This window comes from Leifsonia sp. PARNA 1/14, assembly GCF_055720965.1.
Genome location: NZ_JBVQSP010000006.1, coordinates 306,608 through 328,703, shown reverse-complemented (window position 1 = coordinate 328,703; position 22,096 = coordinate 306,608). Strand labels below are relative to the sequence as shown.

The window sequence follows — 22,096 nt, the reverse complement described above, 5'->3', positions numbered from 1 at the left end:
CTTCTAACGCGACATTTGCCGCAAATCTCGGGATCTGCCGCTTCTACGGGAGGCGCGGGGTGCGCGGGGGCTCGGTGCGGCGCCGGCCCGTCGCCTCGAACGCGGCCGCCAGGGCCAGGAGCGCGGCGTCGTCATACGCGCGGCCGGCGAACGTCAGCCCGACAGGCATCCCGATATCAGCCATGGTGCCCATCGGCACGGTGACGGTCGGGATGCCCAGGTGCCGGGGCACCAGGTTGCCGTTCGACACCCACACGCCGTTGCGCCAGCCCAGATCGGCGGAGGCCGGGTTCACATCCATATCGGCCGGCCCCACGTCGGCGGCGGCGGGGAAGACGACCGCGTCGACGCCGAGGCCGTCCATCCACTCCTCCAGGTCGACCCGCCGGGTCTCCTCGAGACCGCGGAGGCCGTCGGCGAGCCCGGGGATGGACTCCGGCGTCGTGCCGGGGTGCTCGCGCACCCAGCCCGGATACTCGGCGATGTCGTCGTCGAACCCGTCGTAGCGGTCGGGGAGGGCGCCCTTCGGAGCCGGGAAGATGCGCGCACCTTCGACGTCGGCGAGCGTGTTCAGCGTTGGATCGCCGTTCGCGGCCAGGAAGTCGTCCCACGCCCAGGCCGACAGGTCGACGATCTCGCGGTGCAGGTAGGCACGCGAGACGAGGCCGCGCGTTGCGATCGTCGGCGCGCCGGGGCGGTCGCCCTCGTAGTTGGAGACGACGGGGAAGTCGGTCTCGACGACCTCCGCCCCGGCGGCCTCCAGGTCGCGGCGGGCGCCCTCCCACAATGCGATGACGGAGGGACGGGTCTCGATGCGACGCCCGGTCGGGCCGCCGATGCCGCCGCTCTCGGCCGTGCCGGCCTCCTCGTCGCGGTTGATGTACATGCGCGGGACCGCGACGCGTCTGCCCGCGAGGCTGCTCCCTGCTCCACCCGCCAGCGCCGGGTACGACGTCGGCCGCAGCTGCGACGCGGGCGGGATCTCCACCCACGGCTGCGCGCGCCAGAAGTCGCCGCGCGTCTCGGCGTCGTCAGCGACGATGACGTCGAGCACCTCCAGGAGGTCGGCCATGGTGCGCGTGTGCGGAACGACCACGTCCATGGTCGGCACCAGCGGCCAGTTGCCGCGCACCGAGATCACGCCGCGCGACGGGGTGTAGGCGCACAGGGCGTTGTTGGAGGCCGGGGCGCGGCCGGACGACCAGGTCTCCTCTCCGAGCCCGAACGCCGCGAAGCTCGCCGCGGTCGCGGTGCCGGACCCGTTGGACGATCCCGAACCGAACGCGGCCGTCAGGTAGTCGCCGTTGTAGGGGCTCTCCGCACGGCCGTAGACGCCGCGCTGCATGCCGCCGTTGGCCATCGGCGGCATGTTGGTGAGCCCGAGCAGGATCGCGCCGCCCGCGCGGAGCCGCTCGATCGTGAAGGCGTCGCGCTGCGCCACGAGGTGTTCGAACGCGGGGGAGCCGGCTGCGGCGGTGAGGCCGCGCGCCAGATAGCTGTCCTTGGCGGTGTACGGGATGCCGTCGAGCGGGCCGAGCGTCTCGCCGCGGGCGCGGCGCTCGTCGGAGGCCGCAGCCTCCGCCCGGGCCTCCGGGTTGCGGACGACCACGGCGTTCAGCGCGGGCCCGGCGGTGTCGTACGCGTCGATGCGCGCGAGGTAGGCGTCGACCAGCTCGGCGCTGGTCGTCTCGCCCGCCTCCAGCGCTCGCCGCAGCTCGGCGATGCCGGCCTCGACGACGTCGAAGCGCTGCGCGCCCGGGCCGGTCATCGGGCGACCGCCGGCTGCTGCTGCGTAATGCAGTGGATGCCGCCGCCGCGCGCGAAGATCGGGCGCGAGTCCACCATGCTCACCCGGCGGCCGGGGTAGGCGGCCTCCAGGATCTCGGTCGCCTCGGCGTCGGCCTGCTGCTCGCCGAAGCCGCACGCGATCACGCCGTCGTTGACCACGAGGTGGTTCACGTAGCTCCAGTCGACGAAGCCCTCCTCGTCGCGGATCGTCGCGGGCGCCGGGAGGTCGATGATGTCCCACGAGCGGCCGGCGGCGTCAGTGGTTCCGGAGAGGAACGCCCGCAGCTCGCGTGAGACCTCGAAATCGGGGTGCTCGGGGTCGCGCTGCGTGTGCAGCAGCAGCCGCCCGGGCGAGGGGATGGTGGCAACGATGTCGACGTGTCCGTTCGTGCCGAAGTCGTCGTAGTCGCGCGTGAGTCCGCGCGGGAGCCAGACGGCGTGCGTCGTGCCGATGGTGCGGGCGAGCTCGGCCTCCACGCGCGCCTTGTCGGCGTACTTGTTGCGGCGCGGGTCGAGCTGGACCGTCTCGGTGAGCAGCACCGTGCCGTCGCCGTCGACGTGGATGCCGCCCCCCTCGTTCACCAGCACGGAGCTGACCAGCTCGGCGCCGGTGCGCTCGGCGACGAAGCGGGCGATCTCCGCGGACTTGCGCCACTCCGACCAGGCGGGGTCTCCCCAGCCGTTGAAGGTCCAGTCGACCGCGCCGAGCACGCCGGGGCGCTCATCGTCGACCACGAAGGTCGGGCCGAAGTCGCGCATCCAGAACTCGTCGAGCGGCGCCTCCACCTGCTCCACGTGGGAGCCGAGCATGCGCGCGGCTCGTTCGCGCTCGGTGGGGTCGACCACCATGGTGACGGGCTCGAACTCGGCGACCGCGTGGGCGACCGCGGTCCAGGCGGCGTAGGCCTCCTCGGCGGAGGCTGCGTCGTCGCCGAGGGTGATGCCGGCGCGGGGGAAAGCCATCCACGTGCGCTCGTGCTGTGCGGTCTCGGCGGGCATACGCCAGGTCATCATGAACCTCCGGGCTCTATTGATCGGATGATCAATAGATACCTATACTGGACCCACGATGTCAAGAGCAGCCCGCAAACCGCCCGCCGAGCGCCGCGCCGAACTGGCCGCCGCCGCCCGCGCGCTCGCCCTCGACGAGGGCCTCGCAGCCGTGACGCTGCGCGCGGTCGCAGCGCGTGCCGGAGTGACCCCGGCACTGGTCGCGCACTACCACGAGACGATGGACGGCCTTGTGGCCGAGACGTTCGTCAGCGTGGTGGCGGCGGAGATCGACGAGGTGCGAGCCCTGCTCGCCGCCGAGGCGGATCCCGTCTCCCGGCTCGCGGCGCTCGTGCGCACCCTCCTCGACGGGTCGCGCGACGACGTGACCGTGATCTGGGTGGAGGCGTTCGCGCTGGGGCGGCGCAACGCGGCACTGGGCGCGGTGGTCCGCGCGCAGATGGACGCCTGGAGCGAGGTGATCGAGGGCGTGATCGACGGCGGGGTGGCCTCGGGCGACTTCCGCGCGGACGATCCACGCGCCGTCGGCTGGCAGCTGCTCGGTATGATCGACGGCCTCAACGCCCAGGCCTTGGTGCGCTGGGGAGGGGTGGCCGAGCGCGGATCGCTGCTCGCGCACGCGCTCGAGGGGATGCTGGGACTCGAGCGCGGTGCGCTCACGCCCGCGTGACGCCTCCTCGAGGCGTGAAGGGCACGTTGTCGTCACTTTTCGCACTCAGAAGTGACAACAAGGTGCCCCTTCGGCAGCCTCAGGCGGCGCCCACCCACGCGGTGAGTTCCGCCAGGAACTCCTCGGGGCGCTCGATGTGCGGGGAGTGGCCGCAGTCGTCGAAGACAACCTCGCGGGTGTCGCCGCCGGCTGCGGCGTAGCGTTCCAGTACGGCGCGGATCTGCACGAGCATCGGCTGCGGGGGAGCGACCTCCTCGCCCGGCCAGCCCGGGATGATGCCGGCGGCGCCGAGGCCGTTGAGGTCGAAGAAGGACGCGTCGTTGACGATGGCGTCGACTGCGCCGTGGATCCAGAGGATGGGCGGCTTGGCCGCGGCGTCCACGATCCCGGTCGTATCGAAGTACGTGGGGGCCATCGTGTTGAGCACGCCGCGCGTCCCGGGTGCGAATCCCGGCCACTCGTCGGTCGCGGTCGCGTCGCCCGGATAGTTGTCGTCGCCGGTGGCGGTGGACAGCATCGACTCCACCCAGATGTCCTCGTACTCGGTCGTGAAGCCGGGCGCGACGTACGCCCATCGGTAGACGGCGCGCGGCGAGGTGGGCGACTCCTCTCCCGTGTCGCCGGCGGCGAGCCGCTCCACGAAGTCGGGGTTGGCCCCGCCTCCACCGGTGCCAGAGGCGTCGGCGTTGAGGAGGCTGCCGTCGGTAGCAGTGCCCCCGAAGCCGTACGGCGACACCGTGGAGACCAGCGTGAGGCTGCGCACCAGGTCAGGGCGGTCGAGCAGCAGCTGCATCACGACGCCGCCGCCCATGCTCCAGCCGACCAGATGCACGGCACCCGTGCCCAGTTCGTCGAGCACGGCGGCGACGTCGTCCGAGAAGTCGGCGACGCCGCGGGTGGCGTCGACCGGCAGCGTCTCGCTGTCACCGAAGCCACGCAGATCGACGGCGAGGGCCCGGGTGCCCTCCGGGAGCGCCAGCATCAGCGGCTGCCAGAACAGCGACGACGACACGTTGCCGTGCACGAACACGACGGTCGCTCCGGCATCGTCGGGGTCGGCGGCGCGCTTCAGCACGTTCGCGGTGTAGCGGGAGGTCGGGATGCTGCGGGCGACGATGCCCGGGAGCAGGGTTCCGGTCACTGCGGTCTCCTTCGGGTGGTGTGGTGGGCTGCCGGCAGGTGCGGCGTGAGCTGGCGGGCGCCGGCCTCGGTCATCACGATCGTGTAGTGGTTCACATCGTTTGCCTCGAAGGCCTCGAACCAGGGGAGTCTCCTCCGCCACTCGGCAGCGGCCTCCGGAGGGTACAGCGGGTCGGCGTCGAGGAGGCCGCGCGGCGCGCGGACGAACGCGATCGGGAGGGTCAGGCCGGCCAGAGCCTCCTCGTACCCGTCCCTGCCGTCGAGCTCCTGCGCGTTGACCAGCACCGCCTCGGTCACGCTCGACCGCAGCTCGGGAGGCTCGCCCACGAGGTCGTAGAGCGCGTACGCCTCGACGGCGTCGTTCCACCAGGGGCCGAGCGCGGGATGGCGGTGCCAGAAGGCCAGGTACTCCTCGGTGCTCGCGAACGTCATCCGGAGGCGGTCGCGCGCCGGGCCGAGGTCGGCGGGACCGTGGACGGGGAGGCCTCCGTCGATCAGCACGAGCCGCTCGACGCGGTCGGGGTGGTGGGCGGCCAGCAGCACGGTGACGAACGCACCCATCGAGTGCCCCGCGATGATGGCCCGCTCGACCTCCAGGGCGTCGAGCATCCGCACGACATCGTCGACGTAGTCGGTGAGCCGGTAGGGGCCGGGGAGCGTGCCGCTGCGCCCGCGCCCGCGCAGGTCGGGCGCGATGAAGCGGACGTCGGGCAGCTCGTCGGCCACGACCGCCCACGAGAGGTGGTTGGCGGTGATGCCGTGGATGCCGATGACGGGCATCCCGCCTGCCTCTGCGTGCCACTGGCCGCCCGCGAGGTCGCCGCCCGCGACCGGCACGGTGAAAGCGGCGGCGCCGGCGGCCGTCACCGTGCGCTCCAGCCGCCGTCGATGGTGTAGCTCGCGCCGGTGACCATGCGTGATTCGGCGCCTGCCAGCCAGAGCGCCAGCCCCGCGACCTCGTCCGGCTCGACCAGACTCTTGATCGCGGGCTCTGTGAGCATGATCTTCTCGATCACCTCATCCTCCGGGATGCCATGCAGCCGCGCCTGGTCGGCGATCTGCTTCTCGACCAGTGGCGTGCGCACGTAGCTCGGCTCGATGCAGTTGGAGGTGACGCCGTGCGCGGCGCCCTCGAGCGCGGTGACCTTCGACAGGCCCTCCAGCCCGTGCTTGGCCGCGACGTACGCCGACTTGAACTCGGAGGCGCGCAGCCCGTGCACGCTCGAGACGTTGATGATGCGGCCGAAGCCGCGCTCGTACATCCCCGGCAGCGCCGCGCGGATGAGGAGGAACGGCGCTTCGAGCATGATCCGCAGGAGGAGCGCGAAGCTCTCCGGCTCGAACTCGGGGATCGGGCGCACATGCTGGAGGCCGGCGTTGTTGACGAGGATGTCGGTGTCGAGCCGGAGGTCGCCGAGCGCCGCGGTCTGCGAGAGGTCGACCTCCCACGCCTCGCCGCCCAGACGGTGGGCGACCGCGCGGGCGGCCTCCCCGTTCAGATCGGCGATCGTGACGTGCGCGCCCGCGGCGGCGAAGGCCTCGGCGCACGCGAGCCCGATGCCGCTGGCTCCGCCTGTGATGAGGGCTCTGCGCCCCGAGAGGTCCGCCATCGCACGCTTCCTTCCCGGGCGCTCCCGCCCACACCCGCACCCTACCCGCGGGCCGCGGCCCGGCGGAAGGAGCAGCTGCCGAAGGGCACGTCGTTGTCGCTTTCGCGCGCCGGAAGTGACAACGACGTGCCCCTCGACAGACCCGCGGCGTGCCTCAGCCGGCCGTGGACGCGGTGACGTCGGTGCCGTCGGAGAGGATCGGGGAGATCATCCCGAAGACATTGCCGTCCGGGTCCTTCAGGTAGGCGACGCGGCCGATCGACGGCATGTCGTCGGGCGGCAGCGCCTCGCTGCCGCCGAGTTCGAGGCCGCGCCTGTAGAGGTCGTCGACGTCGCCGTCGATGCCGACCACGATGTTCGCTCCGGAGATCGGGGCGTCCGCAGCGGGAGGCGGCCCCATCCGCTGCGTCAGGCCTCCGTTGATGCCGGTGCCGGGGGCGCCCATCGAGATGGCGCCCTCTCCGGTGTCGATCGCCCAGTACGGGGCGTCACCGAACCGGGTGAAGGTCCAGCCGAGCAGCTGCGAGTAGAAGTCCATCGAGCGCTCCGGCTCGGTGGCGTGGATTTCGAAATGCACTACAAGATTCGACATGGGAGCCCCCTCGGCGCCGAGCCTACTTCCGATCGAGGGGCGCGCAAAACGCCCCTAAAACCGAGTTTTAGGGGCGTCTACGTGCCCTTCAGCGGGCGGAGAAGGCGCGGGGCGTCGCGCAGAGCGTCAGGCCAGCGGCGCGGCGACGGGGGCGGCCGCCGCGACCGAGACCTCCACCAGGCGGCCGTCGGCCGGCGTGACCGCGTGCGTCGGGCCGGTCAGCTCGATCGCTGCCGCCGTCTCGCGCTCGGCGCACGACGGTCCGACCCACAGCTCCACGTCGCCCGGTTCCACGATGCGCTCGCCGTCACGGCCGGTGAACGCCAGCCGCGCGGTCGGCACCCGGAAGGCGACCACGGCCTCCTCGCCGGGCTCCAGCGTGACGCGGGCGTAGCCGAGCAGCTGGGCGACCGGACGCGTCACGCTCGCGAACACGTCCCGCGCGTACAGCTGCACGAGGTCGGTGCCCGCACGCTCGCCGGTGTTGCGGACCGTCACGCGCGCCTCGAACGCGGCGCCGGCTGCGACGGTCGCGTCGGCCTCCAGCCCGGTGCGCTCGAACGTCGTGTAGCTCAGACCGTGCCCGAACGGGAGGACGGGCGTGCTGTCGGCACTCGTCACGTCCGACGGGCCGCCGAGCAGCGGGTGGAGGTACGAGAACGGCTGCGCGCCGGCCGACCGCGGCAGCGAGACCGGGAGGTGGCCCGACGGCGCGACGCGGCCGGAGAGCACCGCGGCGATCGCGCGGCCACCCTCTTCGCCGGGGAAGAAGGCCTGCAGCACCGCGGCGGGGGCGTCCGGCTCCTCCACGGCCCAGTCGATCGCGTAGGGGCGGCCCGAGAGCAGGATCACGACCGTCGGCGTTCCGGTGCGGACGACCGCCTCTACCAGCTCCCGCTGCACGCCGGGCAGCTCCAGGCTCTCGACGTCGTTGCCCTCGCCGACCGTGCCGCGGCCGAAGAGGCCGGCCCGGTCGCCCACGACGACGACCGCGACGTCGGCGTCGGCCGCTGCGCTCACCGCGGTGACGATGCCGGAGCGGTCGTCGCCCTCCACGTCGCAGCCGCGGGCGTGCACCAGCTCTGCGGCAGGGAACTCCTCGTGCAGCGCCTCCAGCACCGAGGGCAGCTCGAAGCCGAGCGGCACCTCGGGGTGGTGCGCGAGCACGTGGTTGGCGAACGAGTAGCAGCCCATCAGAGCCTCGGCGGCGTCGGCGTTCGGCCCGACGACCGCGATCCGGGCGGCGGCGCGGTCGCCCTCGAGCGGCAGCGTGCCGTCGTTCGTGAGCAGCACGAGCGACTCCTCGGCGAGCCGCAGGGCGAGCTCGCGGTGAACGGGCGAGTCGAGTTCGACCGAGGTGGGAGGTGTGTCGAACGTCTCGTCGAGGAGGCCCAGCTCCTCCTTCTGCGCGAGCAGCCGCAGCACGGCCCGGTCGACCAGCGCCTCGTCGGCGAGACCGGCGCGGATGCGCTCGGCCAGCGGGGCGAGGAAGGCGTCGCCAGTGGGCAGCTCGACGTCGATGCCCGCCGTCAGCGCCAGCTCGGCCGCCTCGCCGCGGTCGGCCGCGATGCGATGCATGGTGTGCAGGAAGGCCACGGAGAAGTAGTCGGCGACGACCGTCCCGTCGAAGCCCCACTCGTCGCGGAGCACGCCGGTGAGGTACTCGGGATTCGCGGCGACGGGCACGCCGTCGATCTCGGCGTAGGAGTTCATCACCGAGCGCACGCCGCCGTCGCGGATCGCCATCTCGAACGGAGGCAGCAGCACGTCGCGCACCTCCCGCACGCCGGCGTGCACCGGCGCGTGGTTGCGGCCGGCCTGCGACGCCGAGTAGCCGACGAAGTGCTTGAGGGTCGCGTGCACGCCGGACGACTGCAGGCCGCGCACGTACGCGGTGCCGATCGTCCCGACCACATACGGATCCTCGGCGATGCATTCGTCGACGCGGCCCCAGCGGGGGTCGCGGATGACGTCGAGCACCGGTGCGAGGCCCTGGTGGATGCCGAGCTCGCGCATCGACGCGCCGATCGCGGCGCCCACCTCCTGCACCAGAGCGGGGTCGAACGCGGCGCCCCACGCGAGCGGCGTCGGGAAGGTCGCGGCCTTCCACGCGGCCAGACCGGTCAGGCACTCCTCGTGCACGAGCGCGGGGATGCCGAGCCGGGTCTCCTCGCGCAGGCGACGCTGCTCCGACCACAGCCAGCTCGCGCGCTCCACCGGGTCGACCGGACGGGTGCCGTAGACACGGGTGAGGTGCCCGATGCCCTGCTTCGTCGCGTCGTCGTAGCTCTGACCGGTGGTCATCTCGCCGTCGAGCGGCGCGACGTTGTCGTCGCCCTTGTCGACCCAGTAGCCGACGATCTGTGCGAGCTTCTCGTCGAGCGTCATCTCGCTCAGCAGGCGGCGGACCCGATCGGAGGCGGCCGGGAGGTTGTCAGTAGTCATAGGTCTTTCCTGCGTACGTGGGGTGTGCGTCGAGCCCGGAGGGGCTCAGCCCTTGACCGCGCCGGTCAGGCCGCCGACGATGCGGCGCTCGAACAGGCTGAAGAAGATCAGGGCGGGAATCATCGAGAGGGACGTGAAGGCGAGCACCTTCGACGTGTCCGTCGCGTACTGCGACGAGAACGCCTGCACGCCCAGCGGGAGGGTGAAGCTGGCTTGGTCGTTCAGGATGAACAGCGGGAGCAGGTAGCTGTTCCAGCTGGCGATGAACGCCAGGATGCCGACCGTGATCACGCCGGGTAGCGAGAGCCGCAGCACCATCCGGAAGAAGAAGCCGATGCGGCTGCAGCCGTCGATGAAGGCGGCCTCCTGGATCTCGTCGGGGATCGCCCGCAGGAACGGCACCAGGATGATGATGGTCGTCGGCAGGGCGAACGCGATCTGCGGGATGATGACGCCGGCGAGCGAGTTCATCAGGCCGAGGTTGCGCACCACGATGTACAGCGGTGTGATGGCCACCGTGATCGGGAACATCAGGCCGGCGGCGAACAGCGCGTAGAGGAAGCCGCTGCCGCGGAAGGTGTATCGGGCGAGCACGTAGCTGGCCATCAACCCCAGCGCGACGGCACCGATGGTGGTGACGAGCGCCGTGATCGTCGAGTTGAGCACCTGGCCCCAGAAGACGCCGCCGGTGAGCACGTCGAGGTAGTTCGCCGGGTTCCACGGGTTCGGGAAGCCGGCCGGGTCGACCGTGATCTGCGAGTTGGTGCGGAAGCCTCCGATGATGATGTACGCGATCGGCACGATCATCAGGGCGATCACGATCAGCGCGATGAAGTAGACGGCGGGGGATCCCCAGGGGAGGCTCTTCCGCTCGGCGCGGCGCGCAGCGCGGGACCGGGTGGTGGAGGGAGCGGTGAGGGTGGTCATCACGCTGTCCTTTCTTTCGCGGCACCAGTGTCTTTGGAGGAGTCAGCGCGGCGGCCCTTGCGGTCGCTGTTCTTCGCGGTCGGCCCTGTCTTCTTCGTCGTGAGGGCGCCCGCAGTGTCGCGGCGGAGCACGAAGCGCTGGTAGATGAGCGCGACGACCAGGGAGATGAGGAAGATCACGACCGCGACTGCGTTGCCGTAGCCGTAGTTGCCGGCGTTGCGGCCGTTGGCGACCATGTAGGTCGCCATCGTCGAGGTGCCGGCGGTGGAGGCCACGTACTGACCCCAGATGATGTACACGAGGTCGAACAGCTGCAGCGCGCCGATGACGGAGAGGAACGCCCAGATGCGAAGCGTCGGGGCGAGCAGCGGCAGGGTGATCCTGCGCTGGATCTGCCAGTACGACGCGCCGTCGAGGGCGGCGGCCTCGTAGAGTTCCTCGGGGATCCCCTGCAGCCCGGCGAGGAAGAGGATGACGGCGAAGCCGACGTACTTCCAGGTCAGGATGCCCACCAGGGTCCAGATGGCGATGCTCGAGTTGGACAGCCAGTCCTGGGCCATCCAGCCGAGGCCGACGTTGTGCAGGAAGCCGTTGAGCGCGCCGTTGGTGGCGAGCATCAGGCTCCAGCCGGTGCCGACGACGACCTCCGAGATCACGTAGGGCACGAAGATCAGCACGCGGATGATCGACTGACCCTTCATCTTCCTGTTCAGCAGCAGTGCCAGGAGGATGGCGACCGGGCCCTGGATGACGATGGACATCACGACGATGAAGGCGTTGTGCCCGAGGGCCGCCAGGAATGCGGGGTCGGTGAGGATGACGGCGTAGTTCTGGAGTCCGACGAAGTCGGTGGGCGTTCCGTATCCGGCCCAGCGGAAGAAGCCGTAATACGCGGCCATGATGACCGGGAAGATGACGAACGCCAGGAAGACGATGACGGCGGGGCCGGCCAGGAGGAGGATCTCGGCACGGAGGCCCCAGCCCGCGCCGCGGCGGCGGCGCTGCGGCGACGGGAGCGACGCGGCTGCGCCGCTCCCGTCGTGCTGCGCGAGATCCGCCGTCGACAGGTGCTCGGTCGAGGTTGACTCGCGGGTGTTGCTCACAGTGCGGCCTCTCAGCCCTTCTTAGCGGCGTCGTTCGCGGCCTGGATCATGCCCTTGGCGTCGGTCTTGCCGGCGAGCATGTCGACCACGGCGACGTTGAGGGCGTTACCGATGTTTTGGCCGAGCACGGTGTCGAGCCACTGCGAGACGTACGGAGCCTTGTTGTAGGCGGCGAGGACGTCCTTCAGGTAGGGCTCGGTGACCTCCTTCTGCGCGTCGGTGTTGACCGGCGGCGAGTTGAAGGCCTTGTAGTAGTTGATCTGCTGCGGCGTGGTGGCGATGAAGTTGAGGAAGTCCGCGCACTCCTTCGGCGCCTTCACCGAGCACGAGTAGCCGTCGACGCCACCCATGATCGAGCCGGGCTCACCCTTGCCGCCGGACAGCTCCGGGAACGGGTAGAAGCCGAGGTCGGGCAGGGGCTTCTGGTCGGGGGTCAGGGAGGCGATCACGCCCGGGTCCCAGGCTCCCATGAGCTCCATCGCGGCCTTGTGGTTGGCCACCAGACCGGCGGAGGAGCCGGCGCCCTGCTGGGCGGAGGTGGTCAGGAAGCCGTCGTTGAACGGCTTCTTCGCGGCGAAGTCCTGGAGGTCCTGGGCGGCCTTGGTCCAGCAGGAATCGCTGAACGACTTCGAGTCCGCCGTCTTCTCCATCGTGGCGCCGGAGCACTCGCGGAGTGCGAACCAGTAGAACCAGTGCGCGGCGGGCCAGGCGTCCTTGGCGCCGAGGGCGATCGGGGCGACGCCCGTGGCCTTCAGCTTCTGGACGTCGGAGGTGAGGTCGTCGATCGTCGCGGGAGCTTCGGTGATCCCGGCGGCCTTGAAGAGGTCCTGGCTGTAGAACAGTCCGCCCGGGAGGACGGCGAGGGGCATCGCCCACACCTTGTCCTGGTAGGTCTCGGCCTTGAACGAGCCGGAGGAGATGACCTTCTTGGTGTCGGAGGACACCTTGCCGGTGAGGTCCATCAGCTGGCCGGCCTGCACCATGGCGGCCATCTTGCCGCCACCGCGCTGCAGGAAGATGTCGGGCGCGTCGCCGGAGTTGAGCGCCGTCTGCAGCTTGCCGTCGAGGTCCTCGTTCTGGATCGACTGCATCTTGATGGTGACGTTGGGGTTGGCCTTCTCGAAGGCCGCGATCGCGTCCTTCCAGTACTGCTGGCCGGGGCCGGTCGTCGAGTTCTGCCACAGCGACATGGTGACTTTGCTGTTGCTGGAGCTGTCCGAGGTGCCGCTGCAGGCGGTGAGCGCGAGCGAGCCGGCGGCCAGGACAGCTGCTCCGATGAGGAGCTTCTTGGCTTTCATGTGATTCCAACCTGTTCTCTTCGTTGAGCGGCACCCACGTGTTCGTCGATGCCCGGTGACGGGAGTCCGTGTGGGGGTTACCGGGCCTGCGAAGCCTCTCGCCTGCGCCGGTGCACGTTCTCGTCGGGGTCCGGGAGGCTGACCGGACCGTGTCAGTGTCGCAACCCCTCCTGGGAGTGTCAAACGTTTTCGAAATCCTTTTCGAAATCCTTTTCCAACTTGCTATGCTGCACGGTCATGGGACGACGACCAACCATCAACGACGTGGCGGAAGCAGCCGGTGTGTCCGCTGCGACGGTGTCGAAAGCGGTCAACGGCCGCTACGGTGTGGCCTCCCACACGGCCGAGCGCGTCCTCCAGATCGTGGAGGAGCTCGGCTACGAGTCGAGCCTCGTCGCGAGCAGCATGCGCAACCGCCAGACCGGCGTGATCGGCGTGCTGGTCGCCGACTTCGAGCCGTTCAGCGCCGAGGTGCTCAAGGGCGTCGGAGCCGCGCTCGCGGAGTCGCGTTACGACCTCCTGGCCTACAGCGGGTCGCGGCAGCTCACGCCGGAGGGCTGGGAGCGCCGTTCCCTCAGCCGGCTGAGCGGCACCCTGATCGACGGCGTCATCATGGTGACGCCGACGGTCGTCAACGCCAACGCGGACGTTCCGATCGTCGCGGTCGACCCGCACACCGGCCGAGCCGACCTCCCCACGGTGGAGTCGGACAGCTTCGGAGGGGCGCGCAGCGCGGTCGACTTCCTGGTCGGCCTCGGACATCGCCGCATCGGCTTCGTCGCCGGCCGCCCCGACCTCCGGTCGTCGGCCGCGCGCGACGCGGGCTACCGGCGGGCGCTCAGCGAGGCCGGCATCGCCTTCGACCCGGCGATCGTCGGCGTCGGCAACTACGAGCAGGAGAGCGCGCGGGAGGCCGCGCGGCGCCTCCTCGCCGCACCGGAGCGGCCCAGCGCGATCTTCGCCGCCAACGACCTGTCGGCCATCGTCGTCATCGAGGTCGCGCACGAGCTCGGGCTGGAGGTGCCGCGCGACCTCTCGGTGGTCGGCTTCGACGACATCCCGGAGGCCTCCCGGTTCTCGACGCCGCTCACCACCATCCGCCAGCCGATGGGACGCCTGGGCGCCGCCGCGGCCGAGATGGTCGTGGCGCTGATGTCGGGCGAGACGCCCGACCCGACGCACGTGCGCCTGCCGACCCGCCTCATCCGCCGCGCGAGCACCGCCCCGCCGGGCTGACGCCCGCGCTCGCGCGCTCGCCGAAGGGCACGTAATTGTCACTTTCGACGCCCGAAAGTGACAACAACGTGCCCCTCGGGAGGCCCGCGGGGCGCGGGCGCGGGGCGCGGGGCGCGGGGCGCGGGCGCGGGGCGCGGTCAGTAGGTGAGGCGGATGCGGGCGCGCACAGTGTCGAGGGTGCCCATGATCGCGACGGACTGGCTCAGGGGCATGAGCGGGTCCTCGCCGCCGCCGGCTGCGATGAGACGCTCCATGGCCTCCGCCTCGTACTGCATGCCGCGCCCGGTGATCCGCGCCTCGAAGCGCTCGACCTCCCGATCGTCGGCGTCGAGGACGCGCAGCCAGGTGGGCGTGAAGTAGAACGGGCCGAGTTCGATGCGGCCCTCCGTGCCGACGACGAGCGCGGTGTTGCTGCCGCGCGCCTCCAGGCCGCAGGTGAGCACCGACTGCGCGCCTCCCGCGTGGCCCAGCAGGATCGAGGTCAGCGCGTCGACGCCCGTCGCGGTCGGCGTCGAGAGGGCTTCGACGGCCGTCGGCTCGCCGAGGACGTCCCACGCGAACGACACCGGGTAGATGCCGAGATCGAGCAAGGAGCCGCCGCCCAGGGCCGGGTCGAGCATCCTCCCTGCCGGGTCGGGATCGACCCGCTGCGCGTGTTGCGCGATCACGGTTCGCACCTCGCCGATGGTGCCGTCGTCGATGATCTCGTGCATCCGCCGGATGTGCGGGAGCCAGCGCGTCCACATCGCCTCGAGGGCGACGAGGCCGGAGGCGCGGGAGGCCTCCGCGACGCGCTCGGCCTCGGCGCGGTCCATGGTGAACGGCTTCTCGACCAGCACGTGCTTGCCCGCGGCGAGGGCGAGGAGCGCGTTCGGCGCGTGCTGGGGATGCGGCGTCGCGATGTAGACGACGTCCACCTCCCGGTCGGCGACGAGCTCCTCGTAGCTGCCGTGCGAGCGCCGGAGGCCGTGCGCCGCCGCGAAGCGCGCCGCCGACTCGCCCGTGCGCGAGCCGACGGCCGTGACAGCGTGGCCGTGCAGCTGGAGGTCGGCGGTCATCGCCGCGGCGATCCCGCCCGTGCCGAGGATTCCCCATCGCGTCATGGGGTCGATCCTCCCAGTTTCGGTCGCCGAGGGGCACGCAAACGCCCCTATTCCGCGGTTTCAGGGGCGTTCATGTGCCCTTCGGCGGTGCGAGTCAGAGCGTCGTGGGCGCGCCGAGGCCGTCGGCGGCCGCGCGCATCGCGGCTTCGGCGCTCGCGACCGTGATCAGCGAGTTGCCCGCCACGATGTGCAGTCCGTACGCGTCCTCCAGCGCCACCAGGTTCATCGCCAGGGTCGGGAGGGGCAGTGCGGGTGCGAACACGCCGGCAGCCACGCCGCGCTCCAGTATCCCGGTGTACGTCGCGAGCTGGCGCTGGTACATCCGCTCGACCAGTTCGTCGTGGAGCGTGGAGGTGCCCGCCAGCACGTCGAACTCGTAGAGCAGGCGCATGAGCGCGTCGTCCGGACCGCTCGGGAGGCCCTCCCGGATCGCGGCCGCGAGCTGCAGCTGCGGTTCGGCGATGCCGGCGACGACCGTGTCGCGATGGTCGCAGAAGCGTTCGAGCCCCGCGCGGTGGGCCTCCACCAGCAGCTGGTCGAGGTCGTCGTAGTAGTAGAGGATCGCGCCGCGGGTGAGTCCGGCCTTCGCCGCGACATCGGCGAGCGAGAGCGAGCGGAGGCCGCGCTCGCCGACGGCGCTCAGCGCCGCCTCGATGAGGTCGGCGCGACGCTCGTCCTGCTTGCGGGGTCGTGCCATGCCCTCGACCCTACCGGCGCTCGGAGGCGCCGTTCGCTTGACACTTCTCGCGGCAGCGTGTCACACTGCTGGAATTCTTTGACGCAAGTGTCAAAGAATTCCTTCACGCCGATGGGAACCACCGTGAGCGCACCGCAGAACACCGATCTCCTCCTCACCGGAGCCCGCGTCCGCACCTTCGACGACGGCCTGCCGTGGGCCGAGGCGGTCGGCGTGACCGACGGCCGGATCAGCTACATCGGCCCGGCCGCCGATGCGCCGGCGGCCCGCGAGACGCGCGATCTCGGCGGCGCGCTGGTCACGCCCGGCATCATCGACAGCCACAACCACCTCTTGCTCGGCTTCGACCCCGACGCGGTGAGCCTGGAGGGTGCCGAGACGCTCGACGAGGTGCGCCGCCGCATCCGCGACCTCGCCGACCGCCGCCCCGACCTCGACTGGATCTGCGCGGAGAACGCGGTCTACTCGGTCGTGCCCGGCCGGCGCCCGAACGCCGCCGACCTCGGCGGCCTCACCGACCGGCCGGTCTTCGTGACCACCTACGACCAGCACTCGGTCTGGCTCAACGACGCGGCCCTCCGTGCCCTCGGCATCGCGGCGGGCGGCGACATCCCCTGGGGCCGGCCCGAGCGCGACGAGCGCGGAGAGCCGACCGGCTGGGTGACCGACTTCTACACCAGCGCGATGACCACGGCCGGGCTCGCCGGGCTGCAGCGCGACATCCCGATGTACTCGCCAGAGCACCGCTACCGCAAGCTGCTCGGCAGCCTCGCGCTCGCCACCGCGAGCGGGATCACCACCGTCGTCGAGCCGCAGGTTCCTCTGGCGGAGCTCGGCCTCCTCGACCGGGCGCGGGAGGCCGGGCTGCTGTCGTCGCGCGTCATCGCGGCGCTGTTCCACCCGATCGACGCCGACGGTGCGTTCCGGCGCGAGTTGCGGGAGGCCGTCGACGGCGCGACCGTGAGCGACCTGCTGCGCTTCGGCCCGGTCAAGCTCTACGCCGACGACGTGATCGAGCCGCACACCGCGTGGATGCTCGACGACTACGCGAACCGTCCGGGGCACCGCGGCCACCCCTCGGCGCCGGTCGGCGAGCTGACCCGCATCGTCACCGAGCTCGACCGGCTCGGGTTCCAGACCCACACGCACGCGACGGGCGATGGCGGCATCCGCCTCGCCCTCGACGCGATCGAGGCCGCGGGACGAACCAACGGCACGCGCGACCGCCGGCACGGGATCGTGCACGTCGAGTGTCTGCACCCCGACGACCTCCCACGGTTCGCCGCCCTCGGCATCACCGCCGCGATGCAGCCGCGGCACTGCTCGCCCGACCTCGTCGCCGGCACCTGGATGGACAACATCGGCGAGCAGCGCTGGGACCGCGCCTGGCGCATCCGGTCGCTGATGGCCTCCGGAGCCCACGTCGCCCTGTCGAGCGACTGGCAGGTCGGAGAGATGGACCCGCTGGTGGGGCTCTACTCGGCGCTCACCCGTGCCGGCCTCGACGGCCGCGACGCCTGGACGCCCGCCGAGCGCATCGGCCTCGACGACGCCCTCCGCGGCTACACCCGCGAGGGCGCGTGGGCCTGGCACGCGGAGGCGGACCTGGGCGTTCTGCGCGTCGGCGCGCGCGCAGACATCGTCGCCTGGTCGACCGACCTCTACGAGCACGAAGGCGACCCGGCCGCACTGCTCGACCAGCACGCCGCGCTCACCGTCGTCGGCGGCGCGATCGTGCACGACGCCGACCGCGACGCGCCCCTCCCCGAGCAGCACGGCGCCCTCGCCCACTGCTCCGCCGCCTCCCACTAGACCTGCACTCCCGTCCTCTCCCGCCGTCGCGAAAGGATCCACCCGAATGTCCCAGCTCGACCCCTCCATCGCCCCCGCACGTTCGGCCGAGACGCCGGGCGACCTGGAGGCCGCCGGCCTCCGCCGCAGCCTCACCCTGCGCCACATCGTCTTCCTCGGGCTCGCCTACATGGCTCCGCTGGCGGTGTTCGACACCTTCGGGATCGTCGCCGACATCACGCACGGGCACGTGCCGCTGTCGTACCTGCTGGTGCTCGTCGCTGTGCTGATCACCGCGCTCAGCTACGCGAAGATGGTGCGCTTCTACCCGCGCGCCGGGTCCGCCTACACGTACACGCGGGAGGCGATCAATCCGCACCTGGGCTTCCTGGTGGGCTGGGCGGCCACTCTCGACTACCTCCTGCTGCCCATGATCAACGCGCTGCTGTCGGCGATCTACATGACGGCCGCGTTCCCGGAGGTGCCGTCGTGGGTGTGGATCCTGTCCACCATCGTCGTCTGCACCGTGCTCAACCTCATCGGTGTGCGGATCGCGGCCAAGGTCAACGTCATCCTGGTGGTCATCCAGGTGGTCGTGGCCGTCGCCTTCGTCGTGTTCACGATCAAGAACATCGCGGAGGGCGCGAACGGGTCGTCGTTCTCGCTGACGCCGTTCTTCTCGTCCGGGATCGACGCCGGAGCGATCGCGGCGGGCGCGGCCATCCTCGCGCTGTCCTTCCTCGGGTTCGACGCAGTGAGCACGCTCGCCGAGGAGGCCGAGCACCCGCGCCGGGACATCCCGCGCGCCATCCTCATCATCGTCGGCGTCGCGGGGCTGTTCTTCGTGAGCGTCACCTATGTCATGCAGGTGCTGTTCCCGGACGTGTCGGCGGTCGGCAACATCGTGGGCGCCTCTCCGGAGATCGCCAAGTACATCGGCGGCGCCGCCTTCCAGGCCGTGTTCATCGGTGGCTACATGGTGGCGGTGCTGGGCTGCGGCATCACCCAGCAGATGAGTGCGGCGCGCCTCCTCTACGCGATGGGCCGCGACGGCGCGCTGCCGCGGCGGTTCTTCGGGCGGCTGAACCGTGCGGGCGTGCCGGCGGGGAACGTGCTGCTCATCGCGGCGCTCGCGTGCTCGGCGGTGTTCCTCGACCTGAGCCGCGCTGCCTCCCTGATCAACTTCGGCGCGTTCGTGGCGTTCATCTTCGTGAACCTGTCGGTGATCTTCACCTACCTGCGCTTCGTGAAGGAGCGCGGGTGGCGGAAGGCCCTCGGGTTCCTGGTGCTGCCGGCGCTCGGCGTGGTGATCAACGTCGCGCTGTGGTTCAGCCTGGAGCCGAGCGCGATGATCGTCGGCGCGGTCTGGGTCGCGCTCGGGCTCGGCTATCTGTTGTGGCGCACCCGGTTCTTCCGCGTCGCGCCGCCGGCGCTCGCCGGGCCCGTCGAGCAGCGCTGAGCAGCGCCGAGCAGCGCCGCCCAGTGCCGCCCAGCACCGAGGGGCACGTCGTTGTCACTTCGGAGGCCCGAAAGCGACAACGACGTGCCCCTCGTGGGAGGAACGCGCGGGAGGAAGGCGCGAGCGTTACGGCTCGACGACGAAAGCGCGGCTGCGGCGGCGCGGGAGCGCGGCGATGATGAGCCCGGCGACCGCGAGGCCGGCGCTCAGGTACAGTCCCGGCCGGTAGTGCGCGAGCTGCTCGGCGAGGCCGGCCGCACCTCCACTGCTCGCGCCTGACGAGCCTCCCGCGATCAGTGCGGTCGTGACGGCCAGCGCGAGCGCACCTCCGACCTGCGAGCTGGTCTGCACGAGCCCGGCCGCCAGCCCCTGCTCGTCGTCGTGCACGCCGGTCGTCGCCTGCACCTGGATGGCGGGGAAGCCGATCCCGAAGCCGACGCCGAGCAGCACGACGGGAGGCAGCACGTCGAGCCAGTAGACCGGCGCGGTGCCCAGCCGCAGGAACAGCAGGTAGCCGGCCGAGAGCGCACCCAGCCCGATGACGATCAGCACGGTCGATCCGAAGCGGTCGATCAGGCGGTCGGTGAAGGGTGCGCTGAGCACCACGACCAGACCGGTCGGCAGGAGCGCGAGCGCCATGGCGAGCGGCGACCAGCCGAGGACGTCCTGCAGGTACAGCGTGAGCACGAACTGGAACGAGACGTACGACCCGAACAGCGTGATCGCCGTGAGGTTCGCGCGCAGTACGGAGGCCACCCGGAAGATCCCGAACCGGATCAGCGGGTGCCGCACCCGCAGCTCCAGCACGACGAACGCGGCGAGCAGCGCGGCCGCGACGACGAAGCCGAGGATCGTCGGCAGCGAGCCCCAGCCGACGCCGGGAGCGGACACGACCGTGTACACCAGCAGCAGCATGCCGGCGGCGAGCAGGATCGCGCCGGGGATGTCGTGGCCGCTGCCGCGCTCGCGGCGGTCCTTCGGCACGAAGAAGAAGCCGAGCACGAGGGCGAGCACCGCGAGCGGCACCGAGAACAGGAACGTCCACCGCCAGCTGAGGGAGGTCATCAGCCCGCTCATGATCAGGCCGAGCGAGAACCCGCTCGCGGCGAACGTCGTGAAGATCGAGATCGCCCGGTTGCGCTCCGGACCCTCCTCGAAGTTGGTCGTGATCAGCGAGAACGCGGCGGGTGCGGTGAAGGCGGCGGCCACGCCTTTGACGAAGCGGCTGGCGATGAGCAGCCCGGCGTCGGCTGAGAGGCCTCCGGCGAGGGAGGCGATGGTGAAGACGCTCAAGGCGACCAGCAGCACGGTGCGGCGGCCGAGCAGGTCGGCCAGACGGCCGCCGAGCAGCAGGAGGCTGCCGTAGCCGAGCACATAGCCCGACACGATCCACTGCAGGGCGCCCGGCTCGAGGTTCAGCTCTTTGCCGATGGAGGGGAGGGCGACGCCGACCATGGAGACGTCGAGGCCGTCGAGGGCGATCACGATGCAGGTGGCGAAGAGGAGGAGCCAGCGGGCGCGGCTCCAGGTGACGCGGGTGGATCCGGCGGGCGTCGCCGGCGGCCGGACGGCGGGGCGGGAGGCGGTATCGGAGTTCAGCACCGGGCAAGTCTATGACACGGAATAGATTGTGTCAGCAAAGTATGCACATTCATCTAATTCGCATCTAAACGCGCGTATCATTGCAGCCGTGAACGAACCGGTCGACGTCTCGGCCCGCTGGCGAGAGCTGCAGGGCCTCTACCTCAGCACGGCGGCGGAGCTCGAGCGCACCCTCCAGCAGGCGCATCAGCTCGGCTTGAGCGAGTACGAGGTGCTCGACCTGGTCGCCGGCTACCAGAACGACTCCTGCACGATGCGCAACCTCGTCGACCTGACGCCGATGACGCAGAGCGCGCTCTCCCGCATCGTCGACCGGCTGGTCAAAGCCGGCCTCGTCGAACGCAACACCTGCGACTACGACCGTCGCGCGCTCTTCGTGGGCATCACGGCCGAAGGGTCGCGCGTGCACGACGACGCCAAGCGCGCGTACGAGGGGATGCTCGAGAAGGCCCTCGCAGCGGGGTCGCCCTCGGCCTAGGCTGAGGGCCATGCGCGCGATCGTCCAGGACGAGTTCGGCGACCCGGCCCGGGTCTTGAAGGTGGAGGAGCGGCCGCTCCCCGAACCGGAAGCGAAACAGGTGCGAGTGCGCACCGTGCTCTCACCCATCCACAACCACGACCTGTGGACCATCCGCGGCACGTACGGCTTCAAGCCGACGCTGCCCGCAGGCGCCGGAACCGAAGCGGTCGGCATCGTCGACGCCCTCGGTGAGGGTGTGGAAGGGCTCGCCGTCGGCCAGCGTGTCGTCACCGGAGGCACGTTCGGCGTCTGGGCGGAGGCGTTCGTCGCTCCGGCGGGCGCGCTCATCCCCGTGCCGGACGGGCTGAGCGACGAGATGGCCTCCCAGCTGGTCGCGATGCCCTTCAGTGCGCTGAGCCTGCTCGACTTCCTCGAGGTGAAGCCGGGGGAGGTCGTGCTGCAGAACGCCGCCAACGGAGCGGTCGGCCGGCTGGTCGCCCAGTTCGCGGTGGAACGCGGCGAGAAGGTCATCGGCCTGGTGCGCCGGGGGCGGGACGTCGACGAGCTCACCGCGCAGGGCATCCCGAACCTGGTGGCGACGAGTGACGACGACTGGCGCGACCGCGTGCGCGCGCTCACCGACGGCGCACCGATCGCGGTCGCGGTCGACTCGGTCGGCGGAGAGTCCAGCGGCGACCTCCTGTCGCTGCTGGCCGAGAACGGCACCCTCGTGTCGTTCGGCGCGATGGGCAGCGACGGGATGCAGCTGTCGTCGGGCGACCTGATCTTCAAGCAGGCGACGGTCAAGGGGTTCTGGGGCAGCAAGGTGAGCGCCGCGATGGCGCCGGCGAAGCGCGGCGAGCTCTTCGGCGAGCTGATCCGGGCGGCGTCGACCGGCGCGATCACCCTCCCGGTGGAGGACGTGTTCGCGTTCGACCGGGTGCGGGAGGCTGTGGAAGTCGCGGCCCGCTCGGGTCGCACGGGCAAGGTGCTGCTGCGGCCGTAGGGGTCGTCGGCTATTCCGGAGGCCTCCGGCGACACACCGGGGGGATGTCCGTTCGTCCGGAGATTCCGCCGGCCGCCGACCGGTTCTCCGGAGTTCCGGATCGACCCGAGGGTCGCGTGCGCCGTCGGCAGGTTCGGAGATGTTGCTGGTCAGGCAGG

General features: G+C 71.0%; 19 protein-coding genes. 6 read left to right on the top strand and 13 right to left on the bottom strand.

Annotated elements, in window-relative coordinates; translation table 11 throughout:
• Positions 1-43 precede the first annotated feature (43 nt).
• A complete protein-coding gene (locus AC0HS0_RS17180; RefSeq protein ID WP_472965354.1) occupies positions 44-1,768 on the bottom strand; it encodes an amidase in 1,725 nt (574 codons plus the stop codon).
• The gene (locus AC0HS0_RS17175) at positions 1,765-2,799 is read right to left on the bottom strand and encodes an agmatine deiminase family protein (protein ID WP_472965376.1); all 1,035 of its coding nucleotides are present in this window, start codon (positions 2,797-2,799) and stop codon (positions 1,765-1,767) included. Before AC0HS0_RS17175 ends, AC0HS0_RS17180 begins: the two co-directional genes overlap by 4 nt.
• A gap of 58 nt (positions 2,800-2,857) precedes the next feature.
• On the opposite strand from AC0HS0_RS17175, the gene AC0HS0_RS17170 reads away from it, so the two are divergent.
• Positions 2,858-3,469, top strand: coding sequence for a TetR/AcrR family transcriptional regulator (locus AC0HS0_RS17170; RefSeq protein ID WP_472965353.1), 612 nt, complete (start codon positions 2,858-2,860; stop codon positions 3,467-3,469).
• A gap of 79 nt (positions 3,470-3,548) precedes the next feature.
• Here the strand turns inward: AC0HS0_RS17170 and AC0HS0_RS17165 are convergent, their stop codons facing one another.
• The 8 genes from AC0HS0_RS17165 to AC0HS0_RS17130 form a co-directional block, all read right to left on the bottom strand.
• Positions 3,549-4,610, bottom strand: coding sequence for an alpha/beta fold hydrolase (locus AC0HS0_RS17165; protein WP_472965352.1), 1,062 nt, complete (start codon positions 4,608-4,610; stop codon positions 3,549-3,551).
• On the bottom strand, positions 4,607-5,476 hold the full coding sequence (locus AC0HS0_RS17160; RefSeq protein ID WP_472965351.1) for an alpha/beta fold hydrolase: 870 nt from the start codon (positions 5,474-5,476) through the stop codon (positions 4,607-4,609). Before AC0HS0_RS17160 ends, AC0HS0_RS17165 begins: the two co-directional genes overlap by 4 nt.
• Positions 5,473-6,219, bottom strand: a complete 747-nt coding sequence (locus AC0HS0_RS17155; protein WP_472965350.1) for a 3-hydroxybutyrate dehydrogenase — start codon at positions 6,217-6,219, stop codon at positions 5,473-5,475. Before AC0HS0_RS17155 ends, AC0HS0_RS17160 begins: the two co-directional genes overlap by 4 nt.
• Before the next feature lie 154 nt (positions 6,220-6,373).
• A complete protein-coding gene (locus AC0HS0_RS17150) occupies positions 6,374-6,811 on the bottom strand; it encodes a VOC family protein (RefSeq protein WP_472965349.1) in 438 nt (145 codons plus the stop codon).
• Between the two features lie 126 nt (positions 6,812-6,937).
• Entirely contained in the window at positions 6,938-9,256 is a 2,319-nt protein-coding gene (locus AC0HS0_RS17145) for a beta-xylosidase/alpha-l-arabinosidase (protein ID WP_472965348.1), read from the bottom strand.
• A 45-nt stretch (positions 9,257-9,301) separates the two neighbouring features.
• Positions 9,302-10,183, bottom strand: a complete 882-nt coding sequence (locus AC0HS0_RS17140) for a carbohydrate ABC transporter permease (protein WP_472965347.1) — start codon at positions 10,181-10,183, stop codon at positions 9,302-9,304.
• Positions 10,183-11,286: a carbohydrate ABC transporter permease gene (locus AC0HS0_RS17135; RefSeq protein ID WP_472965346.1), complete on the bottom strand. Its 1,104-nt coding sequence runs from the start codon at positions 11,284-11,286 to the stop codon at positions 10,183-10,185. Before AC0HS0_RS17135 ends, AC0HS0_RS17140 begins: the two co-directional genes overlap by 1 nt.
• A gap of 11 nt (positions 11,287-11,297) precedes the next feature.
• Positions 11,298-12,584 (bottom strand): ABC transporter substrate-binding protein, encoded by a 1,287-nt coding sequence (locus AC0HS0_RS17130; protein ID WP_472965345.1) that lies wholly within the window; start codon positions 12,582-12,584, stop codon positions 11,298-11,300.
• Positions 12,585-12,821: 237 nt separating this feature from the next.
• Between AC0HS0_RS17130 and AC0HS0_RS17125 the strand changes: the two genes are divergently transcribed.
• On the top strand, positions 12,822-13,820 hold the full coding sequence (locus tag AC0HS0_RS17125) for a LacI family DNA-binding transcriptional regulator (protein ID WP_472965344.1): 999 nt from the start codon (positions 12,822-12,824) through the stop codon (positions 13,818-13,820).
• 137 nt (positions 13,821-13,957) lie between these two features.
• On the opposite strand, the gene AC0HS0_RS17120 is transcribed toward AC0HS0_RS17125, so the two are convergent.
• Positions 13,958-14,923, bottom strand: coding sequence for a Gfo/Idh/MocA family protein (locus AC0HS0_RS17120; protein WP_472965343.1), 966 nt, complete (start codon positions 14,921-14,923; stop codon positions 13,958-13,960).
• Positions 14,924-15,017: 94 nt separating this feature from the next.
• A complete protein-coding gene (locus AC0HS0_RS17115; protein WP_472965342.1) occupies positions 15,018-15,620 on the bottom strand; it encodes a TetR/AcrR family transcriptional regulator in 603 nt (200 codons plus the stop codon).
• A 111-nt stretch (positions 15,621-15,731) separates the two neighbouring features.
• Between AC0HS0_RS17115 and AC0HS0_RS17110 the strand changes: the two genes are divergently transcribed.
• A complete protein-coding gene (locus AC0HS0_RS17110) occupies positions 15,732-17,432 on the top strand; it encodes an amidohydrolase (protein WP_472965341.1) in 1,701 nt (566 codons plus the stop codon).
• A 46-nt stretch (positions 17,433-17,478) separates the two neighbouring features.
• The gene (locus AC0HS0_RS17105) at positions 17,479-18,870 is read left to right on the top strand and encodes an APC family permease (RefSeq protein ID WP_472965340.1); all 1,392 of its coding nucleotides are present in this window, start codon (positions 17,479-17,481) and stop codon (positions 18,868-18,870) included.
• A gap of 126 nt (positions 18,871-18,996) precedes the next feature.
• Here AC0HS0_RS17105 and AC0HS0_RS17100 read toward each other — a convergent pair whose 3' ends face one another.
• On the bottom strand, positions 18,997-20,472 hold the full coding sequence (locus AC0HS0_RS17100) for an MFS transporter (protein ID WP_472965339.1): 1,476 nt from the start codon (positions 20,470-20,472) through the stop codon (positions 18,997-18,999).
• Between the two features lie 88 nt (positions 20,473-20,560).
• Here AC0HS0_RS17100 and AC0HS0_RS17095 point away from each other — a divergent pair, with 88 nt between their 5' ends.
• Together AC0HS0_RS17095 and AC0HS0_RS17090 are read left to right on the top strand one after the other, a co-directional pair.
• Positions 20,561-20,950: a MarR family winged helix-turn-helix transcriptional regulator gene (locus AC0HS0_RS17095; protein WP_472965338.1), complete on the top strand. Its 390-nt coding sequence runs from the start codon at positions 20,561-20,563 to the stop codon at positions 20,948-20,950.
• 10 nt (positions 20,951-20,960) lie between these two features.
• Positions 20,961-21,938 (top strand): zinc-binding dehydrogenase, encoded by a 978-nt coding sequence (locus AC0HS0_RS17090; RefSeq protein WP_472965337.1) that lies wholly within the window; start codon positions 20,961-20,963, stop codon positions 21,936-21,938.
• Positions 21,939-22,096: the final 158 nt, after the last annotated feature.

Coding starts and splice junctions, on each gene's coding strand:
- AC0HS0_RS17145 (WP_472965348.1), bottom strand. CDS start 9,256: ATGACTACTGACAACCTCCCGGCCGCCTCCGATCGGGTCCGCCGCCTG.
- AC0HS0_RS17115 (WP_472965342.1), bottom strand. CDS start 15,620: ATGGCACGACCCCGCAAGCAGGACGAGCGTCGCGCCGACCTCATCGAG.
- AC0HS0_RS17150 (WP_472965349.1), bottom strand. CDS start 6,811: ATGTCGAATCTTGTAGTGCATTTCGAAATCCACGCCACCGAGCCGGAG.
- AC0HS0_RS17140 (WP_472965347.1), bottom strand. CDS start 10,183: ATGACCACCCTCACCGCTCCCTCCACCACCCGGTCCCGCGCTGCGCGC.
- AC0HS0_RS17120 (WP_472965343.1), bottom strand. CDS start 14,923: ATGACGCGATGGGGAATCCTCGGCACGGGCGGGATCGCCGCGGCGATG.
- AC0HS0_RS17130 (WP_472965345.1), bottom strand. CDS start 12,584: ATGAAAGCCAAGAAGCTCCTCATCGGAGCAGCTGTCCTGGCCGCCGGC.
- AC0HS0_RS17125 (WP_472965344.1), top strand. CDS start 12,822: ATGGGACGACGACCAACCATCAACGACGTGGCGGAAGCAGCCGGTGTG.
- AC0HS0_RS17110 (WP_472965341.1), top strand. CDS start 15,732: ATGGGAACCACCGTGAGCGCACCGCAGAACACCGATCTCCTCCTCACC.
- AC0HS0_RS17170 (WP_472965353.1), top strand. CDS start 2,858: ATGTCAAGAGCAGCCCGCAAACCGCCCGCCGAGCGCCGCGCCGAACTG.
- AC0HS0_RS17175 (WP_472965376.1), bottom strand. CDS start 2,799: ATGACCTGGCGTATGCCCGCCGAGACCGCACAGCACGAGCGCACGTGG.
- AC0HS0_RS17105 (WP_472965340.1), top strand. CDS start 17,479: ATGTCCCAGCTCGACCCCTCCATCGCCCCCGCACGTTCGGCCGAGACG.
- AC0HS0_RS17090 (WP_472965337.1), top strand. CDS start 20,961: ATGCGCGCGATCGTCCAGGACGAGTTCGGCGACCCGGCCCGGGTCTTG.
- AC0HS0_RS17180 (WP_472965354.1), bottom strand. CDS start 1,768: ATGACCGGCCCGGGCGCGCAGCGCTTCGACGTCGTCGAGGCCGGCATC.
- AC0HS0_RS17155 (WP_472965350.1), bottom strand. CDS start 6,219: ATGGCGGACCTCTCGGGGCGCAGAGCCCTCATCACAGGCGGAGCCAGC.